The sequence below is a fragment of the Alkalibacillus aidingensis genome (assembly GCF_014595945.1).
Taxonomy (GTDB): Bacteria; Bacillota; Bacilli; order Bacillales; family Alkalibacillaceae; genus Alkalibacillus; species Alkalibacillus aidingensis.
Map to the genome: position 1 here is coordinate 21,206 of NZ_JABXWU010000008.1, position 23,988 is coordinate 45,193.

The following is a 23,988-nucleotide window of genomic DNA, read 5'->3' on the forward strand; positions in this document are numbered from 1 at the left end:
TTTGATTAAAGGATATTCAAACGGGCTACAAGCGCAAGTAATACTTGCAACAGGATCTGGGCATTGACGGCAATCTCCGTGTCGGTTGTCGTTACATTTACATCTCGAGAGTTCTCGATATACGTTTGTTGTCTATTGATTTGAGTAGATTTGATCTTTTCATATAGGTCTTGAGTTAGCTCTTCGGCACGCTCACTATCTGCTACTGAAATGCTAATAATTAGCGCGATCGCTGCTTGTAATCCGATTTGCACGTTTACAGCAGCTTGTGTGTTTGTTGTTGTTACTTCGATGTCACATGAATCTTTTACCACAATAGATTCAAATGATTGTTGAGTAGTTCTAATAGATTGAGCTGCTTCTTGGGTATCATTAGAATCTAATGGGTGGCAGGATGATGGATCTAATGCGTTCCATCTATTTGGTCTACTAACAGAAGGTTGATTATTGTTAGTTGTGTTATAGACAACTGGCGCCTTTTGGTTTGAAAATTGTGTGATCCTTCTTGTCATTCTATTTCCCTCCTTATCAATCCTTACACTAATTAAATATGAGAGAAGCTGTTAGTAAGGAAAGGCTATTCAATCATTTTATTGACATATAGGCTTAGTAGAATTAATCATTGTTATTTTGATTGTTCTGTAGTGATTCAACAGATTTTTGCAGCTCTTCAACTAGCTCTCTTAGTTGCTGTTTAGTATCTTCATCTAACTGATTGCTTTCAAGATTAACGTTGTGTTTCTTTAAAGTGGTATCTACTAATAAGTCTATGACTTTATTGGAGACACCTTGTAGTTCATTAGGAATCAAGTTGGATTGACCTTGGGACTGGTTATTGTTTTGAGTATTTTGGTTGTTTTGATTGTTTTCGTTCATGCCATCATTCATGGCGTTCACCTCCACTGCGTGTTCTTGAGAAATATCATTGGTAGGAAAGTTACTAATCTCTTTAGGTTGAACAAAATCGACCTAAATTTATCTATAACCTACCACTCATATTTACCTTATGAGATTTCCTAGAAATATGTAGGGGCAACAATCCTGTAACGATTCATAAAACTTTGCTTAAAGTAAGCCCTTTTCTAAAATACAAATCATCACATTAAGTAATGAGGTTAATAAAATGAAAAATGGAGATGTCCTTTTAGTGAAATATTTGTGACCGGATTGTTAGGGGAAATGGATTAATTTCCTAGTGAAAGCGCTGACAATAGCGTAGGGAGTGCGTTTGTGTAAGTGTAGGTAAATTTGGAGAAATGTAAAGTATTTGAGAGTATTTAAAAGTTTTGAAAAGAATGTATTTAATGAGTTGCATTTAAGGGTATATATGATAATATATAGTAGGAAATTATGAAAAACACTAAAATTTAACTGGAAAGGGGTAGATGGTTATGACAACATCACTTATTCTTGTATCAACTGTTGTATTTTTCTTTTTGGCGACAATTTACTTTTTAGAAAGCTTAGTGTCACGCTTTAAAAAGAAAAAGTCTGATCTACGCCTAGAGCCAGTTCAAGCGGAAGCTGAAATGGATCTAGTACACCGTTAATGATTAAACAGATAAATTCACTTTCATACTATTTTCAAATAGATGAAGCCATAATTAAGCCGGACAGCAATTTTACTGTCCGGCCTTTCCTTATTTATATAAATCTTCACGACGATCTTCAAAAATGGGAATGTGTTTTCGTGCCTGTTCAACTTGGGTAAGGTCAATCGTGGCTGTTAAGATTTTTTCATCGCTACTGGCCTCACATAAAACTTCGCCCCAAGGATTAATCACCATGGAGTGGCCCCCGAACTCATTATTCGGATCTTTACCAACACGATTACAAGCAACAACAAAGCATTGGTTTTCAATAGCTCTTGCAATTAGTAATGTTCGCCAATGATCAATCCTAGGCTTTGGCCATTGTGCAACTACGTAAATCACTTGTGCTCCTTCTAATACATGGGTTCGAATCCACTCGGGGAAACGGATGTCGTAGCAGATTACGCCAGCACTAGGAACGCTATCTAACTCGAAACCCCCTCGAGAATTCCCTTCAACTAAATACTTCTTTTCATCCATTAGTAGGAATAAGTGAGCTTTACCGTATTCTGTTATTAAGTTTCCTGAATGGTCAATTACATACATCGTATTGGAGTAGCCACGTTCATCTATTTTGGCAATGGAACCACCGACAATATTGACAGTGTATTTATTAGCTAAATTACTTAAAAATTCCTGAGTTACACGTCCCTCAAAATCACCAATTTCATCTAGGCGTCTTAAATCATAGCCGACGTTCCACATTTCAGGTAGGACAACAGTATTAACATGATGGCTTAGATTTGAGAAGTATTTAGAAATTTCATCCTGGTTTTTCTTAGCATCTCCGTAGGCAATATCCATTTGTAATAAGGCTAACTTCATGGAAACACCTCCTGCTATAGTATGTGCAAACAACTATTGGATTGACTCTATCTATTGGGGTATGATTTTTATATATAGAAGAAATTGATAAGTGTCTATGATTATAGACCTAACTGATGGAGGATGCGAGTATGTCTACAGGTATGATCATTTATATCATTGTGATGACTTTCACGTTATTAATTGTTGGTGGTCTTACGTTTTTGATGTATAAATATGATCACTACAAGTTTATAAGTGGTTACGGAAATAGGCCTAAGGAAGAACAGAAGAAGCTTTTAGAAAACGGTTATCCACAAGCTGTAAGAAGGTTAATGCTTTATACGACGATTATTTTACTGATGACTTTTATTGGAGGGTTATTCACAATCCCTTAACTGGGTCTTCCCCGTTTTTTGAACTTAAAAGTGAATTTGTCAAAAGGAGTTATAAAACTATGTGCCGAAATTAATAACCAAGGGGGGATGAACATGACTGAAATAAGTCACGCCATTCAAGATTATTATCCCAATGATCTTGCGCATTGTTATGGATGTGGAAGAAATAATGATGACGGCCATCATTTTCGAACAGGGTGGAATGGTGAGGAAACACTGACAATTTATCAACCAAAGCCTGAACATACTGCCATACCAGGATTCGTTTACGGTGGCCTGTTAGCTTCTTTAATTGATTGTCACGGAACTGGATCAGCTTCATTGGCATTACACAGGAAGAATGGCCATTATCCGGAAGATGGTGTCGAACCACCGCGTTTTATAACGGCCTCACTAGAAGTGAATTACTTGAAACCAACCCCACAAGGCGTTGAGTTAAGAGCAATTGGAAAGGTAGAAGAAGTTCACCCGAAGAAATTCAGGGTACATACAGAGGTCTTTGCTGAAGATGAGATGGTAGCTAAAGGGTTAGTGGTTGCTGCTGTCATGCCAGAGTCGTTTGGAAAGGCATAGGCGACTCATCGGAAAGGTTAACCATCATATCTGATAATTAACATAACTAAAGAGGGTGGGCTCATGGAAATACTCGTTGTAAGACATGGTCAGTCAACAGCAGATCTCGAAGATCGACATGAAGGAAGAGCAGACTTTCCATTAACTGAATTAGGTCTTGATCAGGCAAGGAACGCAGCTACTTGGATTAATCAACACTATAAACCATCCAAAATTATAACTAGCCCATTAAACCGTGCACTTCAAACTGCTGATATAATTTCAAAATCAACAGGTGTTATGCTTGAAAAAGATGAGGACTTAATGGAATGGAATAATGGATGGTTAGCAGGTTTATTGCGAAGTGAAGCGTTGGAGAAATACCCGATGCCAGAAGGGGGAAGAAAACCACATGATGAGCATTACGGGTGTGAGTCGATGATCCAGTTTAGGGCTCGAGCAGAGAGGTTTTGGTCAAGATTGATTTATTCTGATACTGCTAAAACAGGAGAAAGAATCTGTGTCGTTTCACATGGTGGGTTAATTAGTATGCTCTATAGGAGTTTTCTTAACCTGCCGGTAGAAACAGATGTTACTTTAATGACAGGAGATACAGGAATTCATTTATGGGATTATACTTCAAAAAGAAAACGGATTAAATTCTCAAATAGCCAAGAACACTTAGCTAACTTGACGTCATAATAGTTTTAGATAGCCCAATATAAGAGGTGAAGCTATTGTGAAAGATAATCATTTATGTTAAGTATAATTAAATTGGCCAAATCCAAGCATAATTTTTCCGATAAAAAAATGATTTCGATCAATTTTCGAAATCATTTTTTTTTGCGTTCATATTTTTGTTTTTTCTTCTTCATAAAAACTGCATACTTCCTAACTATCATACTAAGTGTAAGGGCATTTGCCATATTAGGAGAAAAAGGGGAGATTTTTATGTTTAAGAAATATCTACTTGCTTCCATTTTTATAGGGGTTGTTTTAGCACTTGCGGCGTGTGGTGGAGACGATAGTTCAGAACCTGCAGACTCAAATTCTGATGAGCCTACTTCTACAAGTCAAGTTGATTTAGTTGCAAATAACTGGGACTTTGACCAGGATGAATATGTTGTAGATGAAGGTGACGAGGTGACGATCACCTTAACGAATGATGAGGGCATGCATAACGTAGCCATTGACGGATTAGATGTTGAAGTCGACGGTGGAGACGAAGCAACATTTGTGGCAAGTGAGGCAGGAGAATATGAGATCTATTGTAGTCTTCCTTGTGGAGAAGGCCATGACGAGATGACAACTACTTTAGTTGTGCAATAGTTATAAAACTACTATTCAAGCAGTTGGAATTAAGTCCGACTGCTTTTTTTGTTTAGGACTATAAAAAAACTACCACCGATATAAACAGTGGTAGTTACCTTACTTATATTACGAATAATCTATATAGGGGGAGATTGCTCGTAATATAAGTTGATATATAGCAGGGTATTCATAGAATAGAACTGTGACATAGAACTTATAAAGACTAAGCATCTTTATAAAAATAATTTAAAATAAAAATGTCAAGATTTTATCGAGATTAGGTTAACGAATTGTGAATCTAATCCCGGTCACAGGTTAGTCCAGAGAGGAGTTAACCCACTTGTAGCCAACACCCCAAACAGTTTTTAAGTAATTATCAATTGGAAATCCTGTCTGTCTAATTTTATCGCGAATATTTCTCACATGAGAATCAATCGTTCTTCCACCTGTGTCTGAGTCAAATCCCCAGATTAATTCGATGAACTGCTCTCTTTCAAATACTTGGTTCGGGTGCTTCATTAAATAACCGATCATTGAAAATTCCTTTGGTGTTAATTTGATGGTCTGTCCTTCAAATGAAAGTTCATGGCGATCTTCATCCCAAATTAAACTGTTAACCTCAACAACGTGTTTAGGAGGCTGCCTTCGGAGTAATGCCTCAATTCTAGCTAGTAACTCTTCCTCATCGAAGGGCTTTGTCACATAATCATCAGCTCCAAGATTTAACCCTTTGATAATGTCCTCTTTCTGATCTCGAGCAGTCAGCATAATTAAAGGAACATCTGATTTGTTTCTGATTTCTTCGCAAACTTCCCAACCGTCCATTTCTGGCATCATAATGTCAAGCAGTACTAAATCAAATGTTTCTTTCTCAATCTGTTTTAAGGCTTCAGCTCCACCTATGGCTTTACGACACATATAATGAGGTTTTAAATATAACTCTAGTAATTCCAACATCCGTTTTTCATCATCGACTAAAAGTAGTTTATACATTTGAGTGGTCACTCCTCAACGTAATAATCACATCGGTTCCTTTACCGAGTTCGCTTTCAATATTGATGCTGCCACCATGGGACTCAATAATTTCCCTGGCAATAGTAAGTCCTAAGCCGGTGCCACCTTTTTGACGAGAACGGGATTTCTCCACCCGATATAAACGGTCAAACAGAAAAGGTAACTCCTCTTTAGGGATGCCTTCACCTTCATCTTCAATGATGATTTGTATGTGTTCCCTGTATTGCTTGGCACTAATAATGACTTCACTACCTTCATGTGAGTGCTTGCGGGCGTTGTCTAATACATTCAATAGAACTTGTTGGAAACGAACAGGGTCTACGGAGACAATAATCTCTTTAGGACAGTTAACGATTAATGTTATGTCCTTCTCAGAATAAGCTGGCTTAACTCTTTTGACCAAAGACTCGATTAACTCTTTTAAATTGATTTGTTTAGGTTTTATAACAAATTCATTCTGATCAACCTTTGCGAGGTCAAATAGATTTTTAATGAGTGCACTTAATTGTTTGGTTTCCTCTTGGATGATTTGAATATATTTTTCCCTTTCTTCTTCCGAAAGGTTTGGCCGGCTCACAATATCTGCATAACCTTTAATATAGGTTAATGGAGTTCTAAGCTCATGTGAGATACTTGCTAGAAATTCGTGGCGTTCGTTTTTTAACCGCTCAAGATCTTTAGACAATTTGGTGATCGAATCGGCGAGCTCACCTAACTCGTCTTGCCTGGCAGTTGAAAGTTCCACGTGGTGGTTTCCGTGACTAAGCTGTTCTGTCGCTTCCTTAATCCGAATGATCGGCTTGGTAATAAGCTTTGAAAGAATAAAGATTGTAACAACTGTAATCATGACTGTAATGACACTTGCTATTAAAAAGTGATTACCTAATTGATTGACGATCTTTTTAATATTATTGGTGTGCGTAAACATAAAAACATGACCAACATGCTCGTTATTGGAAATAATCGGGCTGTTAGTGGCTACGTGATCCACCTCGGTCCAACCATCTTCAATTACTTCACCACCGATGGAGATGTGACGGTAGTCAGTCGAATCAATAATCGCCTGCATGTCTTCTTCGATTGTGTTTGAATGAACAAGTACATCACCTGTTTCATCGGTAATGACGACAGTTAGATCTGAAGAAGACTCCATTAACTCGACATGGTCTAACGTTCTACGTTCAAAATGATCCTCTAGGGCTGCTCGGTGAGTGTTCCCACGTGCGAGTAGATCGTCTAAGACTTCCTCTACACGCTGGTTAGCTAGACTCGTATATAAGGTGAAAAACAAGATCGATTCAATCATTAAGATAAATACAAAAAATAAGATTCCTATTTTAAAAGAGAGTTGATTATACATATATTAAACCTTCTTCAAGTTTGGCTATGAGTTTTTCTTTTAGCATAGCACCAATTGTAATATATACCAAATAGGAAAATTAAGTTTTAATCTTTTAGAGTGGATTTTATCCGTTCATACTCTTCTTCAGTAATTTCCCCTTTAGCAAGTCTTTCTTTTAGAATTTTATAGGGGTCATTTCGTTTACTTTCATCAAGATAATTAGAGATTAACAAAAAACCTAGAATTAATAAGGCACCCCAAAAAATCACCATTAATAGAGGGGGCCAAAATCCATTCATAAAGTGCATAAAATTCACCTCTATTTTGATTGGTTAAGGTCATTGTACAATTGTTTTGTGAAGAATTTATGCATCTTATAAAAGGATCTTCAACCCAACAAGAGAGCAATCGTAGCTTTAGAAGAAATTAGTGGAATAATGAGTGAAGGAGGGATGAAACTAGGTGGTTACTATATAACTTTTATACCTTATGCACTAGATGAATGATCATCATTTTCGATTTTCTTCTCCAGTCGCTCTAATCGATTTTCTAATTGCTTTTTACGATTATTTTTCTTTTCGAATAGTACAAATAACGGACTTATTAGAAACCCTAGCCCTAAGCCAATAAGCATTCCAGCCCCGGGGTTTCCAACCATCAAGCCAATACCTAGTCCAAGAATAAGCCCACCTGGAATGACGTAATAGCGTGTATGATCCATCATTCTTTCCTCCTAATTATTAACTTCTTGTATATCTTATTCGACAGTTTCCATGTAATTCCTTTAATTGAACACAAGTTAGTGATGATTTGATATGACGTAAAAAAAGTGCACCAATTGCTTTGCAATTCTGTGCACTTATTTATGGTGGTGTTTCCTAAAACAAACCTACTTATTAGCAGCTACTTTTTATTGAATAGCCTCACTTGGAATTTCCCAGATCGCCTGACCCGAAGTGAATGGATTTTCAAAGATAAACTCATAAAATTCTGCGGTTTCAACGTCGAAGACAATTTCCCCTTTCATGGAACGTCCAGCACCTAATGATCCATCTAGACTACCACGCCCATCGACCATGAATGTTTGATCCTGTGAGTAACCATCATCTGTGAATAATGACATGCTTAACATCGTTGATAATGATTCTTCCTCATCACCCGTGTTTTCCATTTCTAACTCAACTGCTAGGAACAGATCGTTGTCTTCAGTAATGAACTCATTGTCACTTTCAATTTGACGAGCACCAATTAATGTTATTTTCAAATCATCAAATTGGATAGAATCACCAATAGAAACGTTCTGTTCTTCTTCCTCAGAGCTTTCTTCAGCAACTTCGGTATCCTCTTTAGAACTTTCATCTTGATCTTCTTTCTCTATATCTTCTTCATTAGAACTCTCTGTTGTCTCTTCTGACTCTTCTCCATCTACTGTCTCAACACTTGATTCACCACAAGCAGCAAGGAATAGTGCGAGTACCAACAACATAAATAATAAAGTAAATCTCTTCATAAATATCTCCTCCTAATTTTGATTCAAATACAGTTTACAAAAATAGGTGGGTAAAAAAATACTCACCTAACCAAAAGGTTAAGTGAGACTTATTTAGATCATTGACCATTTTTAGTTGTGAGAAATATGTAGCTAACCACACCGACCAAAACGACTAATGTGAAAAAGTAAGCATAATAAAAACGACGGTAGTATAATTGTTCGATCATGAGAATTACCTAATTCATATTAATACGTCTTAATCTTCGTTCGAAGTAAGTGTGCATTTTATATTCGCATATTTGTTGGGTCATATCATATAATATCTGTTTATCATTATCCTTCATATCAATATTAAATCTGAAGGTGTTATCATTAAAGCTTGCTAAATTATCTTTTCCTGTTGTCCATTTGGTCATTGGCATTTGTGCTATAAGTTTTGCAACCTTGTCCTCATCATAATCCCAAAGCTTTTTACTAGACCTATCTGAGAAGTCAATATTCTTACGATACTCTTTTTCCATATAAAAGTTGTGAAAGTAAAGAGCAACTTCAGAAGGTATTATAGGGTTTAACCAATTGTCTGGTCCTTTATCTAGCATATACTGAAGAATAACCATTTTATATGATTTACTCATGGTTTCTTTTTCAAGCTTTTCGAACCACTGATGGTATTTATAAAAAACTTCTTCTTCATGTTCACTAAGCTCTCCGTAATCTTTTAAAAACGCAAAGTATCCTCCGAATTTTGTTTTGAATAATTTTGATTCCATTGTTCCGTGTAGATGAGCTTCTTTATAAGTAGGACGTCTACCTAACTTACGTTTCGTTTCCAGGTAATCAAAATATACTTTTTGCTTAATGGGACTTGTCTTCTTGCGTAACTCTTCTATTAAGTTAATAACTTCTGTGTCTAATTCGAATGAACATCCGCAAGGTACGACAGGATTTGTTTGGACGATATTTTTGTCTCTATTTTCACGGTCTTGGTTAAATACTTTTAGCTTGGTTTCTGCATACCTGTAATTTCCTATGAGATCAATAATGACACAGTGGTCTTTTCCTGAAAAGGTTCTAAGGCCACGGCCAATTTGTTGTGTAAAAATGACTAAAGATTCAGTCGGACGAGCGAATAACAATGTGTCTACAGAAGGGATGTCTATACCTTCATTAAATAAATCAACAGTAAATATTACTTCTATCTCTAAACGCTCCAATTGATTTATTGCTTGGGAGCGAACTTGTTTAGTTGATTGACCTGTAAGAGATATTGCTTTAACCCCTTGATTGTTAAAGTAATTAGCTAAAAACTCTGCTTGTTTAATAGAGGAACAGAATCCAATAGTTCTTGTTTGTCTCTTTTCTTTCCATTCGGTGAATATATGTTGTGCACGATCTTCCTGCAATTGTTCTGCTGTTAACTGTTCACGATCGTATTTTGTGCCTAACCAACGTATTTGGCTATAATCAATGTCATCTAAAACCCCGTAGTATTGAAAGGGGGAGAGCCACCCATCGAATGGCATCTATAAAACTTATTTCACAGGCCAAATTACCATCACATAACGCTAAGACGTCTTGGCCGTCAGTTCGTTCTGGTGTTGCAGTTAGTCCCAATAAGAAAGAGGGATTAAAATAATCAATCACTTTCTTATAAGTATTAGCTGCAGCATGATGAAATTCATCAACAATTATAAGGTCAAAATCATTAGGGCTAAAACTATTCAATCGTTCTTGAATAGATAATGTTTGAATAGAGGCAAAAATTAAGTCATGGTCCATATCTTTTTGTGATCCGTTAAAGATACCACCTTCTTTATCTAGTGAGTGTTCAAAAGATTTCCGGGCTTGGTTTAATATTTCTTCACGATGAGCGATAAAGAGAATTTTCTCATATTTTTGAGCAAAGAAAGCGGCTAAGTATGTCTTTCCTAATCCAGTAGCTAGTGCAACTACAGCTTTGTCATAACCTTCATTAACCGTTTCATTAAGGGCATCTAAAGCTATACGTTGTGCTGGACGTGGTTCAGGTGTTTTTTCTTGATAATGTTGGCTACTTTCAAGGATGACTTCTTGCTCCTCGCTATCATTTGGTAAAGTTAATTCTACCTCCTCACGTTCTGACCATTTTAAATTAAGGTCGGGGTGGTCAGCATGAAAACGATCATAGTGGTTTTTATAGTCTTTTATCGTCTCTGGGTTTATTTGTATCGTTTCCTGACTGTGAAACAAATCGATAAAAGTATCTAATGCGTCGTGAAATACGTCTGTTGAGGTATGTCTTTTCATTTGTAAGTTCCACTCGACACCTGAGGTAAGTGCAGAACGTGAAAGGTTTGAGGAACCTATTACTAAATTACCTTCGTCTTCGTGTTTGAAAATATAAGTTTTAGGATGGAATGATTGCCCTGAGCTTTGCCATAATCGTATTTCAAAATTATTATATTTATATAAATCTAAAAGCAGTTCTAGTGCTTGCGGCTGAGTAACATATAAGTAGTCACCTGTTACGATTTTTACATCTGCTCCATTCTCTAAAGACAGCTTCAAATCATCGATAATTAACTCAACACCAGACTTCATAATAAAAGAGCTTAGTAAATAAATCGTTGATGAGTTTTGAATGCCTGATTTAATGTGTTTATAAATATTTTTGGTGTGTAGGGAAATGTTTTCCATTATTAATCCTCAACCTCTTTTAAAAAAATCCTCTTATCAAATACACCGCGTTTATGTGCTTTTTCGACTCTTAACTGTTCGACTTTCTCGAAGCTATTGCCGTGAATTTTTGCTAGTGAATGGATTACTTCAACTATATCTGCGAGCTCCTCAAGTGCTTCATTATCATTCTTAGCATTTAGATATTCATTAACTTCTTCACTAAGTTTAGTCCTTAGTTCTTTAATATAGTCTTCTTCTGATAGTTTTTTAGTTGAGAAACTCTTTCCCGTGGCTTCAATAATTTCAGGGATTTTATCGCGAATGAGTTTGTTGTGAATTGGCATATTATACCTCCTCAAATTACTATTATTGTAAACAAATTCAGAAGCTTATTCAATTTATACTTCCATCCTCCTTTTCTCCTATTTCGGTAACTTTCCCCTCTAAAAAGAATAATTTTACAGGGTTGGGAACACTAATGAGTATGAAAAATAGGCAAGGAGTGGTTTAGGTGAAACCTTTTTTGGTCTTATTTGCGAGTTTATTCTTAATCCTTGGTGCTTGTGGGACAGATAATGAGCCGGATGAGGATTTAGGGATGACAGACCCAGAAACTGAGGGACAAAGTGAAGAAGATATGGAGCTAGGTGAAGATGAAAGTCAAGACCTAGACCGTGATGAGGAAGAAGGAACGAGTGAAGGGATAGAAGATCAAGATGATGAGCTTCAAGAAGAGGGTGATGAGATTCAAGCCCGTAATGAAGAGGATCACGACTTTGGTATCCGTGAGTTTGAGTTAGAGATTGATTTTCAGGATGGTAGTGAATGGAGTTTTGAGTACGGGGTGGAAAATGGCGAAAAGGATGCTGAAGTTGAAGTTGATACCGAAAATGCAGATGAACAAGAGAGTGAACGTGATGGTGATCAAGCCTTAGAGCAAATTGAAGCCCTGTTTGAGGAAGTAGACTTCTCAATGGATATGCCTAAGGATGAAGCTCTAGACCGTATTTATGATCATTTTGAGATTCATGAAGGTGAAGTGAAAGAGGTCGAGTTAGCGGTTGTCTTTGATGACGAAGAAGTTTATGAAATTGAAGAGAACTATGAATAAACAAAGCTGTCCTAGTTAGTTAAATTACTAACTGGACAGCTTTTATCTATGTCTGTTTTATTTTTTCATATAAGGTTTTGGTGGTAATTAAGTCAAATACAGAATCACCAACAGACTTGAAGATGGTTAACTCATTTTTTATCTCTGGTGGATGGTTAATGATGTGTTTTAGAGTAAGCGATGAGTTTGGTGCATGTCCGTGTTGTTTGGCTTGTATCATGTCTCCAGACTCACCCCACGCCTTATCGGTATCAACATAGGTATTTGCGGCCTTCTGTAGGACATCATCTGATATCTCTTGCATGTCTGGACGAAAGGAGCCGACTGCAACTAACAGTTTACCTTTCCAGTAAGAATGGTCTAACTTCGGAAGAATGGGGGTTTTGGATGTGGTTGCTGTTACGACCACCTCGGAGTTCTTAATTAATTCGACGATCGGTTGCTGGCTGAACGTTATATCCGGATAGTATTTTTGTGCTTTTTCAATAAAATCTTTTCCTCTTGATTCTGTCCGATTATAGACAATAACACTTTTAATAGGTCTTACGGCAATGGCTGCTTCTAGATGACTCCATCCCTGGGCCCCAGTTCCGATAATCCCCAATGTTGAAGTAGCTTTAGAGATAAGATATTTCATAGCTAGTCCACCTAATGCACCTGTTCTTAGATTGGTGATAGGAATCGCATCACAAGCTAATAGGGGGTTCATCGTTTGCCGATCATATAAGGACATAATCCCCTGGATGGTAGGTAACCTTTTATTATTTGGTGCTGAACCTACTAATTTGACGGAATAATAATCGCCATGAAACGAAGGCATGAGTAAACCGGTATTGTTACCGTCCTTAATTTGTGTTCGTTCCGGTGATATGACACCACCATCATCTTCTTTTAAGTGAAAAGCTTCGATCGAGTCAATAACCTCTTTCATAGATAGTGACGAATTAACTTGATTAGCAGTTAGAAATTGCAAAATGACACCTCCTATACTTATTGTCCATTAAATTTTATGAATAGACAACTGATGTTAGAGATTATATTTTGTGGAAAGGTATAGTGTTTTTGGTGTGGTACTTAATTGTTGCTATGCTAGAATAGGATTAATAGTAAATGGTTAAAGAGGTGTTTAATGTGGCAGTAGTAACGGTGGATTTTGACGGGACATTATATCAAGGGAACTCGTTTAAGGTCATGTTTCAAGTGGCAAGGAAGGAATATGGCATTAAAGAGTGGATTGTTGTTGGTAGTGGATTATTAAGGAGTATGTTTGTCGGTGTATTCAAGGGGAAAGAGGCCTTCAAGCATCAATTTTTCCATAGTTTTGTTCGGTCATTTAAAGGGAAATCACAAGAGGAGTTAGCTTCTTTCTTTGGCGAGCTGGCGCGAGAAGACTTAGGAAGAGTGAACCGTCCCTTAGTTGAGAAAATTAAGCAACATCAATCTTATGGTGATGATGTAGTGGTTTTGTCTGGGGCGTTAATGCCTTTTCTTAAAGCATTTGTGAAAGAAATCGAATTAGAGAATGTTGAAACGATCGGTACACAATTAGTTTTTGATGAGGATGGTATTTGCCCTGGGAAGATGGGGCGCATAGTCAATGGAGAAGAGAAGGTAAACCAACTGCATAAATGGCTTAAGCAACATTATAAAGAACAAGCGACTGAAACGTTATATGCATATGCAGATAGTGAATCAGATGCCCCGTTATTAGATTTAGTCGACCACCCGATCGTTGTTAACCCAGGTGAACGGATGCAAAAGTTAGCAACGCAAAAGAGCTGGCCCGTGTTTTAAACTGACTGTGAAATGTTTACTTAAAAACTTAAGGGCAGAGTTTAAGAAGGAATAGCAACTTTATTTGTCAAAATAAGGACAATAGCTCAGCAAAACTTTGCCAATTATTGTTTAAGTAAGGAATAATAACTTTATTCAATGGTGATAAGTGAAATAGTGGAGGCGTTCCTTATGGTCGGTTTTTCAATATTGTGCTTACTAATAGGTCCAATTATATTTTTGTATTTAAATAACAAGAAATTGGCTTATGTAAATTTATTTATTACTCTAAGTGCGTTGGGTATCTGGCTTAGTTTAATTTCTGGATGGTTTTCAGAACAATTATGGATTTTTATGTGGAACATGACTCTTCTTGGTTCTGTTTTATTACTAGTCATTGGATTTTCAACTGTCTTTATAAAAATTAAACGGATGAATCTCTACCTTTTACCGTTTTTGGTTTTTGTGATTTCTGTATTAAGTATCTTAACTGGAAATTATATTGATAGTAATACACAGTTGAACATGTTTGTGCTGTATTTATTTGCATACTTTACGCCTCTATTTGTAGGATTAATTACAATGATTGGTGCAATGCAATATTTCAAAAATATGGGCAGTGTAAATTGACAAAAGCGTAGTTTATGAATTTTTCTACTTACGCTTATCGAAGTGTTATAGTTCAAGAAGGTGCTAAATATAATCATTTGTTTAAACTCAGTTCTTATGGAACTGGGTTATTTTTTTGCAACAAAAAATAGTGCTGGAAAACTCAGCGCAGTATACTATGCCAAATAGAACTTTGCGGTAGGTAACGAAATCCTTAAATGGTTTTCTACCTTCAAAATCACGAAATATATCAGAAAATGTCTAATATTTTGAATTGAATATTAAATTGAAATGCGATATATTGGATTTATGAAACCTAATACATCAATAAAAACGATCCAACGTCAGTCGTTAAGGGAGCAAGTCTATCAACAACTTAAAACTGCAATTATACGCTTAGAGCTATCTCCTGGAAAGAGGGTTCGTGATCAAGACTTAGCAGAGGAGTTTAATGTGAGTCGAACTCCAGTGCGTGAAGCGCTAAGACGTTTAGAAGATGAGGGTCTAGTCGAAGCGAGTCCAGGGTCCTTTACGCGTATTGCAGAAATTGATTTAGAGGAGGTGAAACAAGCAACTGTGGTTGTCGCATCACTACATGCCTTGGCAACCAAGTTAGCGAACGTTAATCTCAACGAAGATGACATTGAAACATTAGAACTGATTAATTTGCAGCTACAAAGAAAGCTGGAAAAAAGAGATGTCATTGGAGCGGTTGAATGTGACGACCGTTTTCATGAAGTATTTTTAAAGAAATCTAACAACCAAGAGATTGTCAAAGCCTTAGAGCCTGTAGAACCGAAAATCAGGCGCTTGGAATTTGCGAAGTTTAATTCTGTAGAAGGAATAAACTCTGTCAGCGATCACCAAGACATTATCAAGGCCTGCCAAAAAGGGAATTCACACCTAGTAAGTGACCTCGTCGAAAAAAACTGGTTGAGTTTATTTGAGTTACTAGCTCAATAATTGATGGGGAGGATTTTAAAATGAATGTGACTGACCGTAAGCAGGAAGTACATGATACGAAGGTGTTAGATTGGGCAAAAGATATAATTGAACGAAGCCCGTCTGACCGATTAGTGGTTGATGAGGTTCTGAATTCGGTTAGGAGAAATGAAATATGGCGTGGTGATGAATGTTTAAACTTGTTAGCACCAGAGGCTCCAACAAGTCCAATAGTACGTGAATTGTTATCTTCGGAAGTAGGAACAAGAGCCGCTGAAGGTCATATTGGAAAATTAGAACGCTGGTTTGCCGGAACTCAATATATTGATGAGATTGAGGCCTTGTGTATGGAGCTGTTAAAAAAGGCATTTGGAGTGAACTATGCCGACCATCGGCTCGTGGCGAGTATGATCGGAAATATGGCGGTCTATGCAACTTTAACAGAACCAGGTGATAACATCATGAGTTTGACTCAACCTTATGGAGGACACTCTAGTAACCGTCAGGATGGACCTGCAGGCGTTCGTGGAGTAAACATATACGATGTACCAATGGATGCTAAAGAATTAACTGTTGATTTAGACGCGTTTGAAAAGGTTGCTAGAGATGTTAGACCTAAGTTGGTATCCTTGGGAGCTTCGATGACCTTATTTCCACTTCCAGTACGCGAGATTTCAAATATTGTTAGTGAGTGGGGAGGAAAGGTATTCTTTGATGGTGCCCATCAGCTTGGTTTAATCGGTGCCGGTTTATTTCAGGATCCTCTAAAAGAAGGAGCAGATGTTATAACCGGTTCAGCTGGTAAAACCTTTAGTGGGCCTCAAAGTGGTATCATTCTTTGGGATGACCCTGAGTTAACTGAATCAATTACCGAAACTATCTTCCCAACTCTAGCAGCAACACATCAAGTTAACCGTGTAGCGGCATTAGCAGTATCGGCAGCAGAATTTATCACTTTTGGTGAAGAATACATGAAGCAAATTGTCGCAAATGCAAAAGCATTAGCCCAGGCACTTCATGACCGTGGAATTCCAGTTTTAGGCGATCACAAGGGCTATACTGAAACACATCAAGTTATAGCTGACGTAAGTGAATTTGGTGGAGGATATCCAGTCGCAAATAAGCTAGCTGAAGCCAACATCATCGTCAACAAAAACCTGATCCCTAAAGATCGACCAGAAGATTGGGATGAACCAAGTGGAATAAGGATTGGTACGACTGAGGCAACCAGATTAGGCATGAAAGAGAGTGATATGGAAGACATTGCTGAACTCATCACAAGTATATTAAAAGGTTATCAGTCTGCTTCATATGTCAAAGACAAGGTAGTTGAGATGAGGAAAACCTATCATAAACTTCACTATTGTTTTGAAAAATAAATTTTAATGAGCTGTCCGAAAAGTCTAAGAAACTGGCTTTTGATAGTGGGTGTTTCAGTTACCTATCGCAAACATTAAATATGCAACCTAAAATGACTACTAATTGGTATACCAATTAGTAGTCATTTTATTTTAAGCCAAGTCTCCGGTCAAATAGACGTTTCACACTTCTCCAAAAGCAGGAAGTCAGTTATTTAATGAAATATTTTTTTCATCAGCATGCGAAATTTTTAGGCAAACAAACAATTTATGTTTTTCCCTTGCATAATCGTGCATTATGAAATAAAATCATCATATAGATAATGTATGAAATGAATATTTCACAAAAGGGTGTGGAGAATGAGTACGCATGTTGTGCGAGAGATGAATTTCCAAGAAAGAACAAGTGAATCAGCGAAGGCTTATGAGCAGGCTAAATCGGTGATTCCAGGTGGGGTGACGGCTAATATTAAATATTTCTCACCTCATCCAATCGTGATGAAGGAGGGGTCTGGAACCCAGCTTGTCGATGTAGATGGGAACAAGTATATTGATTATCTGTTATGTTATGGTGCATTAATTCTAGGACATGGACATCCAAAAGTTAAAGAAGCGGTTCAAAAGCAAATGGAGGATTGTGGTACGTTTGTTTTCGGTGCACCACATCATTTGGAGTATGAAATGGCTAAGAAATTAGTCGATCTGTTTCCAGGAATTGACCAAGTACGGTTTACTAATTCCGGATTAGAGGCGACACTTCTAACTATTCGCTTGGCTGAAGCTTATACGGGTAAGCAAAAAGTGGCTAAGTTTGAAGGTCACTACCATGGTGGTTATGACCAGATGCTTGTCAGTGTCAATCCAGATCTCGATGGCGCAGGAGAACAGTCGAACCCTAGCGCTGTTCCTGAGTCAAGTGGCATCTCAGATTATCATCTTGAGCACACGGTTGTGTTACCATTTAATGATTTAGAAGCAACAGAACGTATATTACGTGCTAAGCAAAATGAGATTTCCTGTGTGATTTTGGAACCTGTTCAGGGAGGATTTATCCCTGCAAATGAAGAATTTATGAAGGGGTTACGCCAGGTTACAGAAGAGTTAGGCATTGTCTTAATTTTTGATGAGGTAAAAACGGGCTTTAGACTAACTGTTGGTGGTGCGCAATCGATTTATGGTATCGAACCTGATTTAACAGCTTTAGGGAAAGTTTTAGGTGGTGGTTTCCCTGTTGGTGCTGTTGGTGGTAAAATGAATATTATGGAAATGATGTCACCGGATCGAGGTCGAGATATTCTAACAGCAACCACACAAGAGCAAGCTACTGACCGAGCACTTTTCCATAGTGGTACGTATAACGGTCACCCAACCGTTTTAGCAGCAGGGCTTGCAACTATCAATGTTTTAGAACAATCAGGTGTCATGAAAGATCTTTTAAATAAAACAGAAAAGTTGCGTCATAACCTTGAAAACCTTTATGATCAATATTCGATCCCGATGCAGACAGTGGGCATGGGTAGTATATTTAATCTAGTCTTTACTGATCAACCGATTAAAAACTACCGTGATTTAACGCAAGCCGATACAGAGTTAAGAAAACAAATCGACTACGAATTATTAGAGTTAGGAATTTATACAAAACCAATGAATCGCTACTCAATGAGTGTTGCTCATAGTGATGAAGACATTCAGAAAACAATTGATGCTCACGAGCAGGCGATTAATCGAATTAGGTAAATATTTAAAGGGGCTGAGCAGATGACAGATTTATATCAGACCATTACTGATAAGTTGCCAGAGATGAGTAAATCGCAACGAGAAATTGCAAGGTATGTCTTAAATCATATGAACTCAGTCCCTTTTTTAACTGTGGGCAGCTTAGCAAAGAAAGTAGGAGTGGGTGAAGCGACAGTTTATCGCTTCGCCACCTTTTTAGGTTATAAAGGCTATCCCGATTTTCAAAAAGCTCTTCAAGAAGCAATGAAAAAACAGTTGACTACGGTTGAACAGCTTAAGATTTCTGATGATATATATGATGAAGAAGATCAGTCAACGTACGATATGTTTGAAGAGGACATTGAGAGAATCAGAGAAATGACTCACCAACTGAATTTATCTGACTTCAATCAAGCGATTGACCTTATCGTTAATGCAAAACGAATCTTTATCGTGGCTAATCGAAGTGCGGTTTCTTTAGGGTCTTTTTTAGAGTTTTATTTTGATGTCATGCTAGAAAACGCGGAGTTGATTCGTAATCCTCATGGTGTCTCTGAGAAGTTATTCCGAATAGATGAAGATGATGTGGTGATTGGTCTAAGCTTTGCGAGATATACAAAGAATACTGTTGAAGCTTTATCGTTTGCCCATGACCGAGGTACCAAGGTTGTAGCGATAACTGATAATCGCCTTTCACCTTTAATTCCCTATTCAGACATAGTGTTATGTGCAAGGAGTGATATGTCATCTCTGATTGATTCATTTGTTGCCCCTTTAAGTTTGATTAATGCACTGATCACTGCGGTCGGTCGACGTAAACGTAACGATATTGAACAGCATCTTGAGGAATTAGAATCAGTTTGGGAACGTTTTAACATATTCAGTGACGATATGAGGAAGTAGGTCTATCACAGAATAGCTTGTCTTTTTTGTTTTAACCGTTCGGTGTTCGCAGAAACGCCTGGGTGGTGAAAAAATGTCATGTCCTGTGGGTTGTCCGTCCATTACAACATGGAAACAGTACGAGCTGAAAATTCACCCAAATTATAAAAGGTAAAACCCTCAATTAAGAGAGTTTTACCTCTTTATTATGACTCTATAATCTTTAATCTTTCATACTTAAAATAAAAGGTGTGATTGTTACAAGTTTAAAGCTTCGACAGCAAATGTGCCGAGTGATTAGTATAAAAATTAAAGATATGACTAGAGCCTTTTTGGTTTGAATTATTAATTTAACCACTCATCAACTGTGTCACGGTTGTCTTCGATCCACTGTGCAGCGGAGTCTTCGAAGTCAACATCATTATGCTCATAGTCATACATCATTTCTTCTAGATCATCAACATCGATGCTCCACTCAGAAAGGATGTCATAAGCTTCTTGATACTCGCTATCACCTTCAATACCTTGGTATGATAGAACATAGACGTTATCATACATGAAGTGGCCTTCAGTATCTTCTAAGAATTTCAAGTCATGTTGAGAGAACATAGAGTGTGGTCTCCAACCAGTAATAATGAAAGGCTCTTCATCTGAAATTTTTGAATCAATAACACCTAACATCGCTGCTTCACTTGTTGGTACAACTTCAAAACCATCTAGGTTATAGTTGTCGTCTTCCATCACATCGTAAGTCAGTTCTACAATTCCAGCGCCTTCACCGATTGTGACGATCTCTCCATCAAATTCATCTGCTCGACCTTCTAGATCGCCAATTGTTTCGGCATCTACATACTCAGGTACAACCCAACCTAAAGGAACTTCTTCATAGCTTGTTGCTACTTGTTGTAGTGAATCTTCATAGTCTTCCCAAAGTGCGGCTTCTGTGTATGGTAACCAAGCATCCATGAAGAAATGAATCTCTTCATTTTTCATGCCTTCCCAAATAACTGGCTGGTCAAGTAACGTAATTTCGACTTCGTAACCAACTTCTTCTAAGATTTGCTTTGCAATCTGCGTTGGTGCTTCTGTACTTGTCCAAGATGTTTGTCCAAATACAATTTCCCCTTTTTCTTCAACGGCTTCTTCTTCTGTATTTTCACCGTCTTCATTACCTCCACATGCTGCTAAAACAATCATAGCGATCATGCTTAATGTAATAAATACTTTCTTCATGAATTAAACTCCCTTTCTATTTTTGTTATCTATTTTTTGAAATTGTTCTCTCATCGTATCAGCCGTAAACTGCATAGAGTCTACCCCATCGGCTTCAAAGTAACTATGTGGCTCACCTTGAAGCTTTTTCACAAGTTCATCCGTTTCATAAATGCTAAGGTTATAAACCCAGTTGGTCATCGTTAAGATTGCGGACTGATGGGCTCCCTCATTACTAGCATCACAGATGTCACGGATTAAATTCACATCGTAGTCATGGAAGTACGCATCAAAAACAGACGTCATTAAGCAACCGTCAGTGACCACGCCACCAATATATAGATTTTTAACCCCTAAGCTTCGAAGGATTAAGTCTAAATTTGTTTTAAAGAAAGCACTCCAGCGTTGTTTATCGACTACGACATCATCTTTTTGTGGTGCAATTTCATCGAAAATTTCAATCTGGTCGGTACCTGAGTTGTAATAAAATGGTGTACCGTCCTCTTTTAATGGCTCACCTTTTGGTAGGCCAATGCAATCTTCACGGTTGATCTGTCTTGTATAAATAATAGGAATATTAGACGCTCTAAATGCTTTTATTAGTTTCTCTGTATTTGTAATAACTTGGTCCATATTAGATAGGCCGAAGTTAGATTCTTTTTGTAGGTCAATCAATACTAATGCTGAATCATATTGTTTCATCAAATTTCCCCTTTATGTCTTTGTCTTTGGAATGTGTTCAAAAATGTCTCCAGATTCCATAGAATTAGCTAAGCGCATAATCCAATCCAGATAATCCTTCGCTTCTTGAATCAGTTCAAGGTCACGTTTAGCTACTTTTTCAGCTTTCTCGTCATTGGTTTCATTCGCTATCTCTTGTATGGTTGGTTCGGTTTGATCTACTGCTTTCATAATCAAATTACGCTCTAGTCGTAACATTTTTACGAAGAAGTTGATAAAGTTTCTAAGGAAATCCTTCTCAGCAATAAAGTGGTCTTTCCTTTCACCTTTCTTCCATACTTTGGTGACCATTTCGGTTTCAATTAGTTCGCGAATCCCGTTACTGACACTCGCTTTACTCATCGCGACCTGGTCTTTAATTTCATCCAGTGTCATGGGTTCATCTGAAAAATATAAAACACCATAAATTCTACCAACAGAAGGTGATACACCATAGATCACCATGGACTGGGCAATGGCACTAACTATAACATCTTGTGATTCTTGCAAGCGCGCTTGATCATGAGTCATAAGTAACTACCTACCTTTCGCGAAATAGGTTAAATTAATTTGTTTAATTTATATAATACATTTTAAACAAATAATACAGATTGTCAACCTTCAGCCTTTGATTTATAATGATAAGTTATATGTTTCATTTTTAAAAATTCGTTGAATAATTTGTCAATTGCTGTTCTTTGCAATAAAATGAAATGTATTGAAACAAATAGAATTAGGAGTCGTTGCTATGAGCATCAAAGTGAAGTTTGTTGCCCCATACTCCTCAATGGTTCCATTAATAGAGGAATGTGTTAAGGACGAACAAGAGTTAGCTGTTAATATCGAAGTCGGTAATTACTATGAAGGTGTTGAAATAGCTAAGCGAGCAGTTGAAGAAGGATATGAGGTAATCATTAGCCGAGGTGGTACAGCCAAGATCATCCAGGAATCCGTCACCATTCCTGTTATAGATGTACATATGTCCGGTTATGATATGTTAAGAGTTTTAACATTAGTAAATGCAATGGATAAGAAGAAAGCATTAATCGCCTACCCAACGATGGTCATGGGAGCTCAGACAATTATAGATCTATTGGGATACCCAGTTGACTTATTTACGGTTTCTGAGAAAGCAGAAGTTTCCTCTTTAATCGCTCACTTAAAAGATCAAGGCTATCGGGTGGTCATGGGTGGTGTGGGAACAGTAGAGATGGCTAATTATTATGGGTTAGAAGGTGTGCTGATCCAGTCTGGTAAAGAAAACATTATCGAAGCGTTTGAAAAAGCTAAAGATCAACACCGTTTTCATAAGTGGAATCAATCCTTTAACCAATTGCTGTCGTCAACCTTAAAGCTTAAAGGTCAAGATCTTATGATTGTATCAGAGCAGGGGGATGTTTTGTTTGAAGTATGGAATTCTTTGAGTGAATGCCCACTAAGCAAACAAGAATTACTAGATATAGTAGATGAAAACATCCCAATCTCAGAAAAAAAGTGGCAGCATTATCAAAAAGAACGCCAACAAGTCGATATTAAGGTAGAGTGGTTAAACGCATTTGAAGAGCGATATTTGTTATTGTCATTTTTAAAAAGTGATTATTACTTAAAAAAACTGCCATGGGTAGAGACCGAGTCTGTTAAACAAAAACCTTCTATCATCCATCATAGTGAATCGATGGACCGAGTGATGCGAGTGATCGATCTAGGGATTGATACACATCAGTTATTTTTCCTAAATGGGGAACCAGGGACAGGGAGAGGCTTGTTAGCCAATTATATTCATTATGAGAAGAATACTAATCAATCCTTTATTAGCGTGGATGCAAGCCGGTGTCAATTTGAGTTGCTAGAAGACCTAGTGCCTCATCATGTTAAAACACTATATTTGAGGAATGCTGGGCAATTACCAAAAGAAAGCTTCCCATTGCTGAATTGTTTTATGAAAAGATCATTAACAAATGGCAAAACCATCATTGTATCGGCTAATCAATCCATCTTACCTTTACTAGAATCGACTATTGCTAATCAAATTTTAGAAATCTTTCTCCCACCTTTAAATGACCGGAAAGAGGATCTAAAAGGACTGGTGACTCTATTTATAGCTCATTTTCATCAAAATTTAGGTACACAACCGATTAAACTTCACGATGATGCCTTAACCTATTTAGAAGAATATGATTGGACAGGAAATGTGCGAGAATTACGTTCATTTATCCAGACAGTTGCCATGTCAGTTAAGGAGTACGTGATTCAAGCTGAACATATCCGAGATCATTTACAATATAAACGTGAATCTGAGGTAAGCTCTGTTTTTCAATTAGAGGGAACTCTAGAGGATATCGAATTTCAAGTGATTCAATCAGTTCTTGAAGAAGAAAATTATAATCAATCCAAAGTGGCGAAACGTTTAGGAATTAATCGTTCGACTTTATGGAGAAAGTTAAAAAAACATGATTACCTATAATATAGAACAAAAGGTCCATATCATTTATTGTTAATTAT

General features: G+C 37.2%; 26 protein-coding genes and 1 pseudogene. 13 read left to right on the forward strand and 14 right to left on the reverse strand.

Annotated features, from left to right (window positions below):
• Positions 1-5: 5 nt before the first annotated feature.
• Together HWQ49_RS11110 and HWQ49_RS11115 are read right to left on the reverse strand one after the other, a co-directional pair.
• Positions 6-512, reverse strand: coding sequence for a spore coat protein (locus HWQ49_RS11110; RefSeq protein ID WP_188207698.1), 507 nt, complete (start codon positions 510-512; stop codon positions 6-8).
• A 103-nt stretch (positions 513-615) separates the two neighbouring features.
• Entirely contained in the window at positions 616-888 is a 273-nt protein-coding gene (locus HWQ49_RS11115) for a hypothetical protein (protein ID WP_188207699.1), read from the reverse strand.
• Between the two features lie 503 nt (positions 889-1,391).
• Here HWQ49_RS11115 and HWQ49_RS11120 point away from each other — a divergent pair.
• The gene (locus tag HWQ49_RS11120) at positions 1,392-1,550 is read left to right on the forward strand and encodes a hypothetical protein (RefSeq protein ID WP_188207700.1); all 159 of its coding nucleotides are present in this window, start codon (positions 1,392-1,394) and stop codon (positions 1,548-1,550) included.
• Between the two features lie 90 nt (positions 1,551-1,640).
• Here the strand turns inward: HWQ49_RS11120 and HWQ49_RS11125 are convergent, their stop codons facing one another.
• Positions 1,641-2,417 (reverse strand): carbon-nitrogen family hydrolase, encoded by a 777-nt coding sequence (locus HWQ49_RS11125; protein WP_188207701.1) that lies wholly within the window; start codon positions 2,415-2,417, stop codon positions 1,641-1,643.
• A gap of 131 nt (positions 2,418-2,548) precedes the next feature.
• On the opposite strand from HWQ49_RS11125, the gene HWQ49_RS11130 reads away from it, so the two are divergent.
• The 4 genes from HWQ49_RS11130 (at position 2,549) to HWQ49_RS11145 (ending at position 4,675) form a co-directional block, all read left to right on the forward strand.
• Complete coding sequence (locus HWQ49_RS11130) at positions 2,549-2,794, forward strand: DUF3784 domain-containing protein (RefSeq protein ID WP_188207702.1); 246 nt, start codon at positions 2,549-2,551, stop codon at positions 2,792-2,794.
• 93 nt (positions 2,795-2,887) lie between these two features.
• Positions 2,888-3,367, forward strand: a complete 480-nt coding sequence (locus HWQ49_RS11135) for a PaaI family thioesterase (protein ID WP_188207703.1) — start codon at positions 2,888-2,890, stop codon at positions 3,365-3,367.
• A 63-nt stretch (positions 3,368-3,430) separates the two neighbouring features.
• Positions 3,431-4,048, forward strand: a complete 618-nt coding sequence (locus tag HWQ49_RS11140) for a histidine phosphatase family protein (protein ID WP_188207704.1) — start codon at positions 3,431-3,433, stop codon at positions 4,046-4,048.
• A 249-nt stretch (positions 4,049-4,297) separates the two neighbouring features.
• Complete coding sequence (locus HWQ49_RS11145; protein WP_188207705.1) at positions 4,298-4,675, forward strand: cupredoxin domain-containing protein; 378 nt, start codon at positions 4,298-4,300, stop codon at positions 4,673-4,675.
• Between the two features lie 297 nt (positions 4,676-4,972).
• Here the strand turns inward: HWQ49_RS11145 and HWQ49_RS11150 are convergent, their stop codons facing one another.
• From HWQ49_RS11150 to HWQ49_RS11180, 7 genes and pseudogenes are all read right to left on the reverse strand, one after another.
• Complete coding sequence (locus tag HWQ49_RS11150) at positions 4,973-5,650, reverse strand: response regulator transcription factor (protein WP_188207706.1); 678 nt, start codon at positions 5,648-5,650, stop codon at positions 4,973-4,975.
• Positions 5,643-7,031, reverse strand: coding sequence for a sensor histidine kinase (locus tag HWQ49_RS11155; protein WP_188207707.1), 1,389 nt, complete (start codon positions 7,029-7,031; stop codon positions 5,643-5,645). The genes HWQ49_RS11150 and HWQ49_RS11155 overlap by 8 nt, the downstream gene beginning before the upstream one ends.
• An 86-nt stretch (positions 7,032-7,117) precedes the next feature.
• On the reverse strand, positions 7,118-7,321 hold the full coding sequence (locus HWQ49_RS11160) for an SHOCT domain-containing protein (protein WP_188207708.1): 204 nt from the start codon (positions 7,319-7,321) through the stop codon (positions 7,118-7,120).
• Between the two features lie 179 nt (positions 7,322-7,500).
• Entirely contained in the window at positions 7,501-7,734 is a 234-nt protein-coding gene (locus HWQ49_RS11165) for a LapA family protein (RefSeq protein WP_188207784.1), read from the reverse strand.
• Between the two features lie 189 nt (positions 7,735-7,923).
• The gene (locus HWQ49_RS11170) at positions 7,924-8,523 is read right to left on the reverse strand and encodes a DUF4352 domain-containing protein (RefSeq protein ID WP_188207709.1); all 600 of its coding nucleotides are present in this window, start codon (positions 8,521-8,523) and stop codon (positions 7,924-7,926) included.
• 218 nt (positions 8,524-8,741) lie between these two features.
• A pseudogene (locus HWQ49_RS11175) lies at positions 8,742-11,181 on the reverse strand (DEAD/DEAH box helicase family protein).
• Between the two features lie 2 nt (positions 11,182-11,183).
• Positions 11,184-11,507 (reverse strand): nucleoside triphosphate pyrophosphohydrolase, encoded by a 324-nt coding sequence (locus HWQ49_RS11180; RefSeq protein ID WP_188207710.1) that lies wholly within the window; start codon positions 11,505-11,507, stop codon positions 11,184-11,186.
• Positions 11,508-11,674: 167 nt separating this feature from the next.
• Here HWQ49_RS11180 and HWQ49_RS11185 point away from each other — a divergent pair, with 167 nt between their 5' ends.
• Positions 11,675-12,274: a YusW family protein gene (locus tag HWQ49_RS11185; protein ID WP_188207711.1), complete on the forward strand. Its 600-nt coding sequence runs from the start codon at positions 11,675-11,677 to the stop codon at positions 12,272-12,274.
• 46 nt (positions 12,275-12,320) lie between these two features.
• Here the strand turns inward: HWQ49_RS11185 and HWQ49_RS11190 are convergent, their stop codons facing one another.
• Positions 12,321-13,247, reverse strand: a complete 927-nt coding sequence (locus HWQ49_RS11190; protein ID WP_188207712.1) for an ornithine cyclodeaminase family protein — start codon at positions 13,245-13,247, stop codon at positions 12,321-12,323.
• Positions 13,248-13,405: 158 nt separating this feature from the next.
• On the opposite strand from HWQ49_RS11190, the gene HWQ49_RS11195 reads away from it, so the two are divergent.
• The 6 genes from HWQ49_RS11195 (at position 13,406) to HWQ49_RS11220 (ending at position 19,575) form a co-directional block, all read left to right on the forward strand.
• Positions 13,406-14,068, forward strand: a complete 663-nt coding sequence (locus HWQ49_RS11195) for an HAD family hydrolase (RefSeq protein WP_188207713.1) — start codon at positions 13,406-13,408, stop codon at positions 14,066-14,068.
• Between the two features lie 171 nt (positions 14,069-14,239).
• Entirely contained in the window at positions 14,240-14,677 is a 438-nt protein-coding gene (locus tag HWQ49_RS11200) for a hypothetical protein (protein WP_188207714.1), read from the forward strand.
• A 288-nt stretch (positions 14,678-14,965) separates the two neighbouring features.
• Positions 14,966-15,619: a GntR family transcriptional regulator gene (locus HWQ49_RS11205; RefSeq protein WP_223155144.1), complete on the forward strand. Its 654-nt coding sequence runs from the start codon at positions 14,966-14,968 to the stop codon at positions 15,617-15,619.
• Positions 15,620-15,639: 20 nt separating this feature from the next.
• Positions 15,640-16,977, forward strand: a complete 1,338-nt coding sequence (locus HWQ49_RS11210; RefSeq protein ID WP_188207716.1) for a serine hydroxymethyltransferase — start codon at positions 15,640-15,642, stop codon at positions 16,975-16,977.
• Between the two features lie 339 nt (positions 16,978-17,316).
• A complete protein-coding gene (locus tag HWQ49_RS11215; RefSeq protein ID WP_188207717.1) occupies positions 17,317-18,693 on the forward strand; it encodes an aspartate aminotransferase family protein in 1,377 nt (458 codons plus the stop codon).
• 21 nt (positions 18,694-18,714) lie between these two features.
• Complete coding sequence (locus HWQ49_RS11220; RefSeq protein ID WP_188207718.1) at positions 18,715-19,575, forward strand: MurR/RpiR family transcriptional regulator; 861 nt, start codon at positions 18,715-18,717, stop codon at positions 19,573-19,575.
• A gap of 324 nt (positions 19,576-19,899) precedes the next feature.
• Here the strand turns inward: HWQ49_RS11220 and HWQ49_RS11225 are convergent, their stop codons facing one another.
• From HWQ49_RS11225 to HWQ49_RS11235, 3 genes are read right to left on the reverse strand one after another with little or no spacing between them, the layout of a single operon-like run.
• Positions 19,900-20,787 carry a glycine betaine ABC transporter substrate-binding protein gene (locus tag HWQ49_RS11225; protein WP_188207719.1) on the reverse strand — a complete coding sequence of 296 codons (888 nt, stop codon included), beginning with the start codon at positions 20,785-20,787 and terminating at the stop codon, positions 19,900-19,902.
• Between the two features lie 3 nt (positions 20,788-20,790).
• Positions 20,791-21,468, reverse strand: coding sequence for a cysteine hydrolase family protein (locus tag HWQ49_RS11230; RefSeq protein WP_188207720.1), 678 nt, complete (start codon positions 21,466-21,468; stop codon positions 20,791-20,793).
• 12 nt (positions 21,469-21,480) lie between these two features.
• On the reverse strand, positions 21,481-22,017 hold the full coding sequence (locus tag HWQ49_RS11235) for a GbsR/MarR family transcriptional regulator (RefSeq protein ID WP_188207721.1): 537 nt from the start codon (positions 22,015-22,017) through the stop codon (positions 21,481-21,483).
• A 217-nt stretch (positions 22,018-22,234) separates the two neighbouring features.
• Between HWQ49_RS11235 and HWQ49_RS11240 the strand changes: the two genes are divergently transcribed.
• Entirely contained in the window at positions 22,235-23,950 is a 1,716-nt protein-coding gene (locus HWQ49_RS11240; RefSeq protein WP_188207722.1) for a sigma-54-dependent transcriptional regulator, read from the forward strand.
• The last annotated feature ends 38 nt before the right edge of the window (positions 23,951-23,988 follow it).

Coding starts and splice junctions, on each gene's coding strand:
- HWQ49_RS11110 (WP_188207698.1), bottom strand. CDS start 512: ATGACAAGAAGGATCACACAATTTTCAAACCAAAAGGCGCCAGTTGTC.
- HWQ49_RS11115 (WP_188207699.1), bottom strand. CDS start 888: ATGAATGATGGCATGAACGAAAACAATCAAAACAACCAAAATACTCAA.
- HWQ49_RS11120 (WP_188207700.1), top strand. CDS start 1,392: ATGACAACATCACTTATTCTTGTATCAACTGTTGTATTTTTCTTTTTG.
- HWQ49_RS11125 (WP_188207701.1), bottom strand. CDS start 2,417: ATGAAGTTAGCCTTATTACAAATGGATATTGCCTACGGAGATGCTAAG.
- HWQ49_RS11130 (WP_188207702.1), top strand. CDS start 2,549: ATGTCTACAGGTATGATCATTTATATCATTGTGATGACTTTCACGTTA.
- HWQ49_RS11135 (WP_188207703.1), top strand. CDS start 2,888: ATGACTGAAATAAGTCACGCCATTCAAGATTATTATCCCAATGATCTT.
- HWQ49_RS11140 (WP_188207704.1), top strand. CDS start 3,431: ATGGAAATACTCGTTGTAAGACATGGTCAGTCAACAGCAGATCTCGAA.
- HWQ49_RS11145 (WP_188207705.1), top strand. CDS start 4,298: ATGTTTAAGAAATATCTACTTGCTTCCATTTTTATAGGGGTTGTTTTA.
- HWQ49_RS11150 (WP_188207706.1), bottom strand. CDS start 5,650: ATGTATAAACTACTTTTAGTCGATGATGAAAAACGGATGTTGGAATTA.
- HWQ49_RS11155 (WP_188207707.1), bottom strand. CDS start 7,031: ATGTATAATCAACTCTCTTTTAAAATAGGAATCTTATTTTTTGTATTT.
- HWQ49_RS11160 (WP_188207708.1), bottom strand. CDS start 7,321: ATGCACTTTATGAATGGATTTTGGCCCCCTCTATTAATGGTGATTTTT.
- HWQ49_RS11165 (WP_188207784.1), bottom strand. CDS start 7,734: ATGGATCATACACGCTATTACGTCATTCCAGGTGGGCTTATTCTTGGA.
- HWQ49_RS11170 (WP_188207709.1), bottom strand. CDS start 8,523: ATGAAGAGATTTACTTTATTATTTATGTTGTTGGTACTCGCACTATTC.
- HWQ49_RS11180 (WP_188207710.1), bottom strand. CDS start 11,507: ATGCCAATTCACAACAAACTCATTCGCGATAAAATCCCTGAAATTATT.
- HWQ49_RS11200 (WP_188207714.1), top strand. CDS start 14,240: ATGGTCGGTTTTTCAATATTGTGCTTACTAATAGGTCCAATTATATTT.
- HWQ49_RS11205 (WP_223155144.1), top strand. CDS start 14,966: ATGAAACCTAATACATCAATAAAAACGATCCAACGTCAGTCGTTAAGG.
- HWQ49_RS11210 (WP_188207716.1), top strand. CDS start 15,640: ATGAATGTGACTGACCGTAAGCAGGAAGTACATGATACGAAGGTGTTA.
- HWQ49_RS11215 (WP_188207717.1), top strand. CDS start 17,317: ATGAGTACGCATGTTGTGCGAGAGATGAATTTCCAAGAAAGAACAAGT.
- HWQ49_RS11220 (WP_188207718.1), top strand. CDS start 18,715: ATGACAGATTTATATCAGACCATTACTGATAAGTTGCCAGAGATGAGT.
- HWQ49_RS11225 (WP_188207719.1), bottom strand. CDS start 20,787: ATGAAGAAAGTATTTATTACATTAAGCATGATCGCTATGATTGTTTTA.
- HWQ49_RS11230 (WP_188207720.1), bottom strand. CDS start 21,468: ATGAAACAATATGATTCAGCATTAGTATTGATTGACCTACAAAAAGAA.
- HWQ49_RS11235 (WP_188207721.1), bottom strand. CDS start 22,017: ATGACTCATGATCAAGCGCGCTTGCAAGAATCACAAGATGTTATAGTT.
- HWQ49_RS11240 (WP_188207722.1), top strand. CDS start 22,235: ATGAGCATCAAAGTGAAGTTTGTTGCCCCATACTCCTCAATGGTTCCA.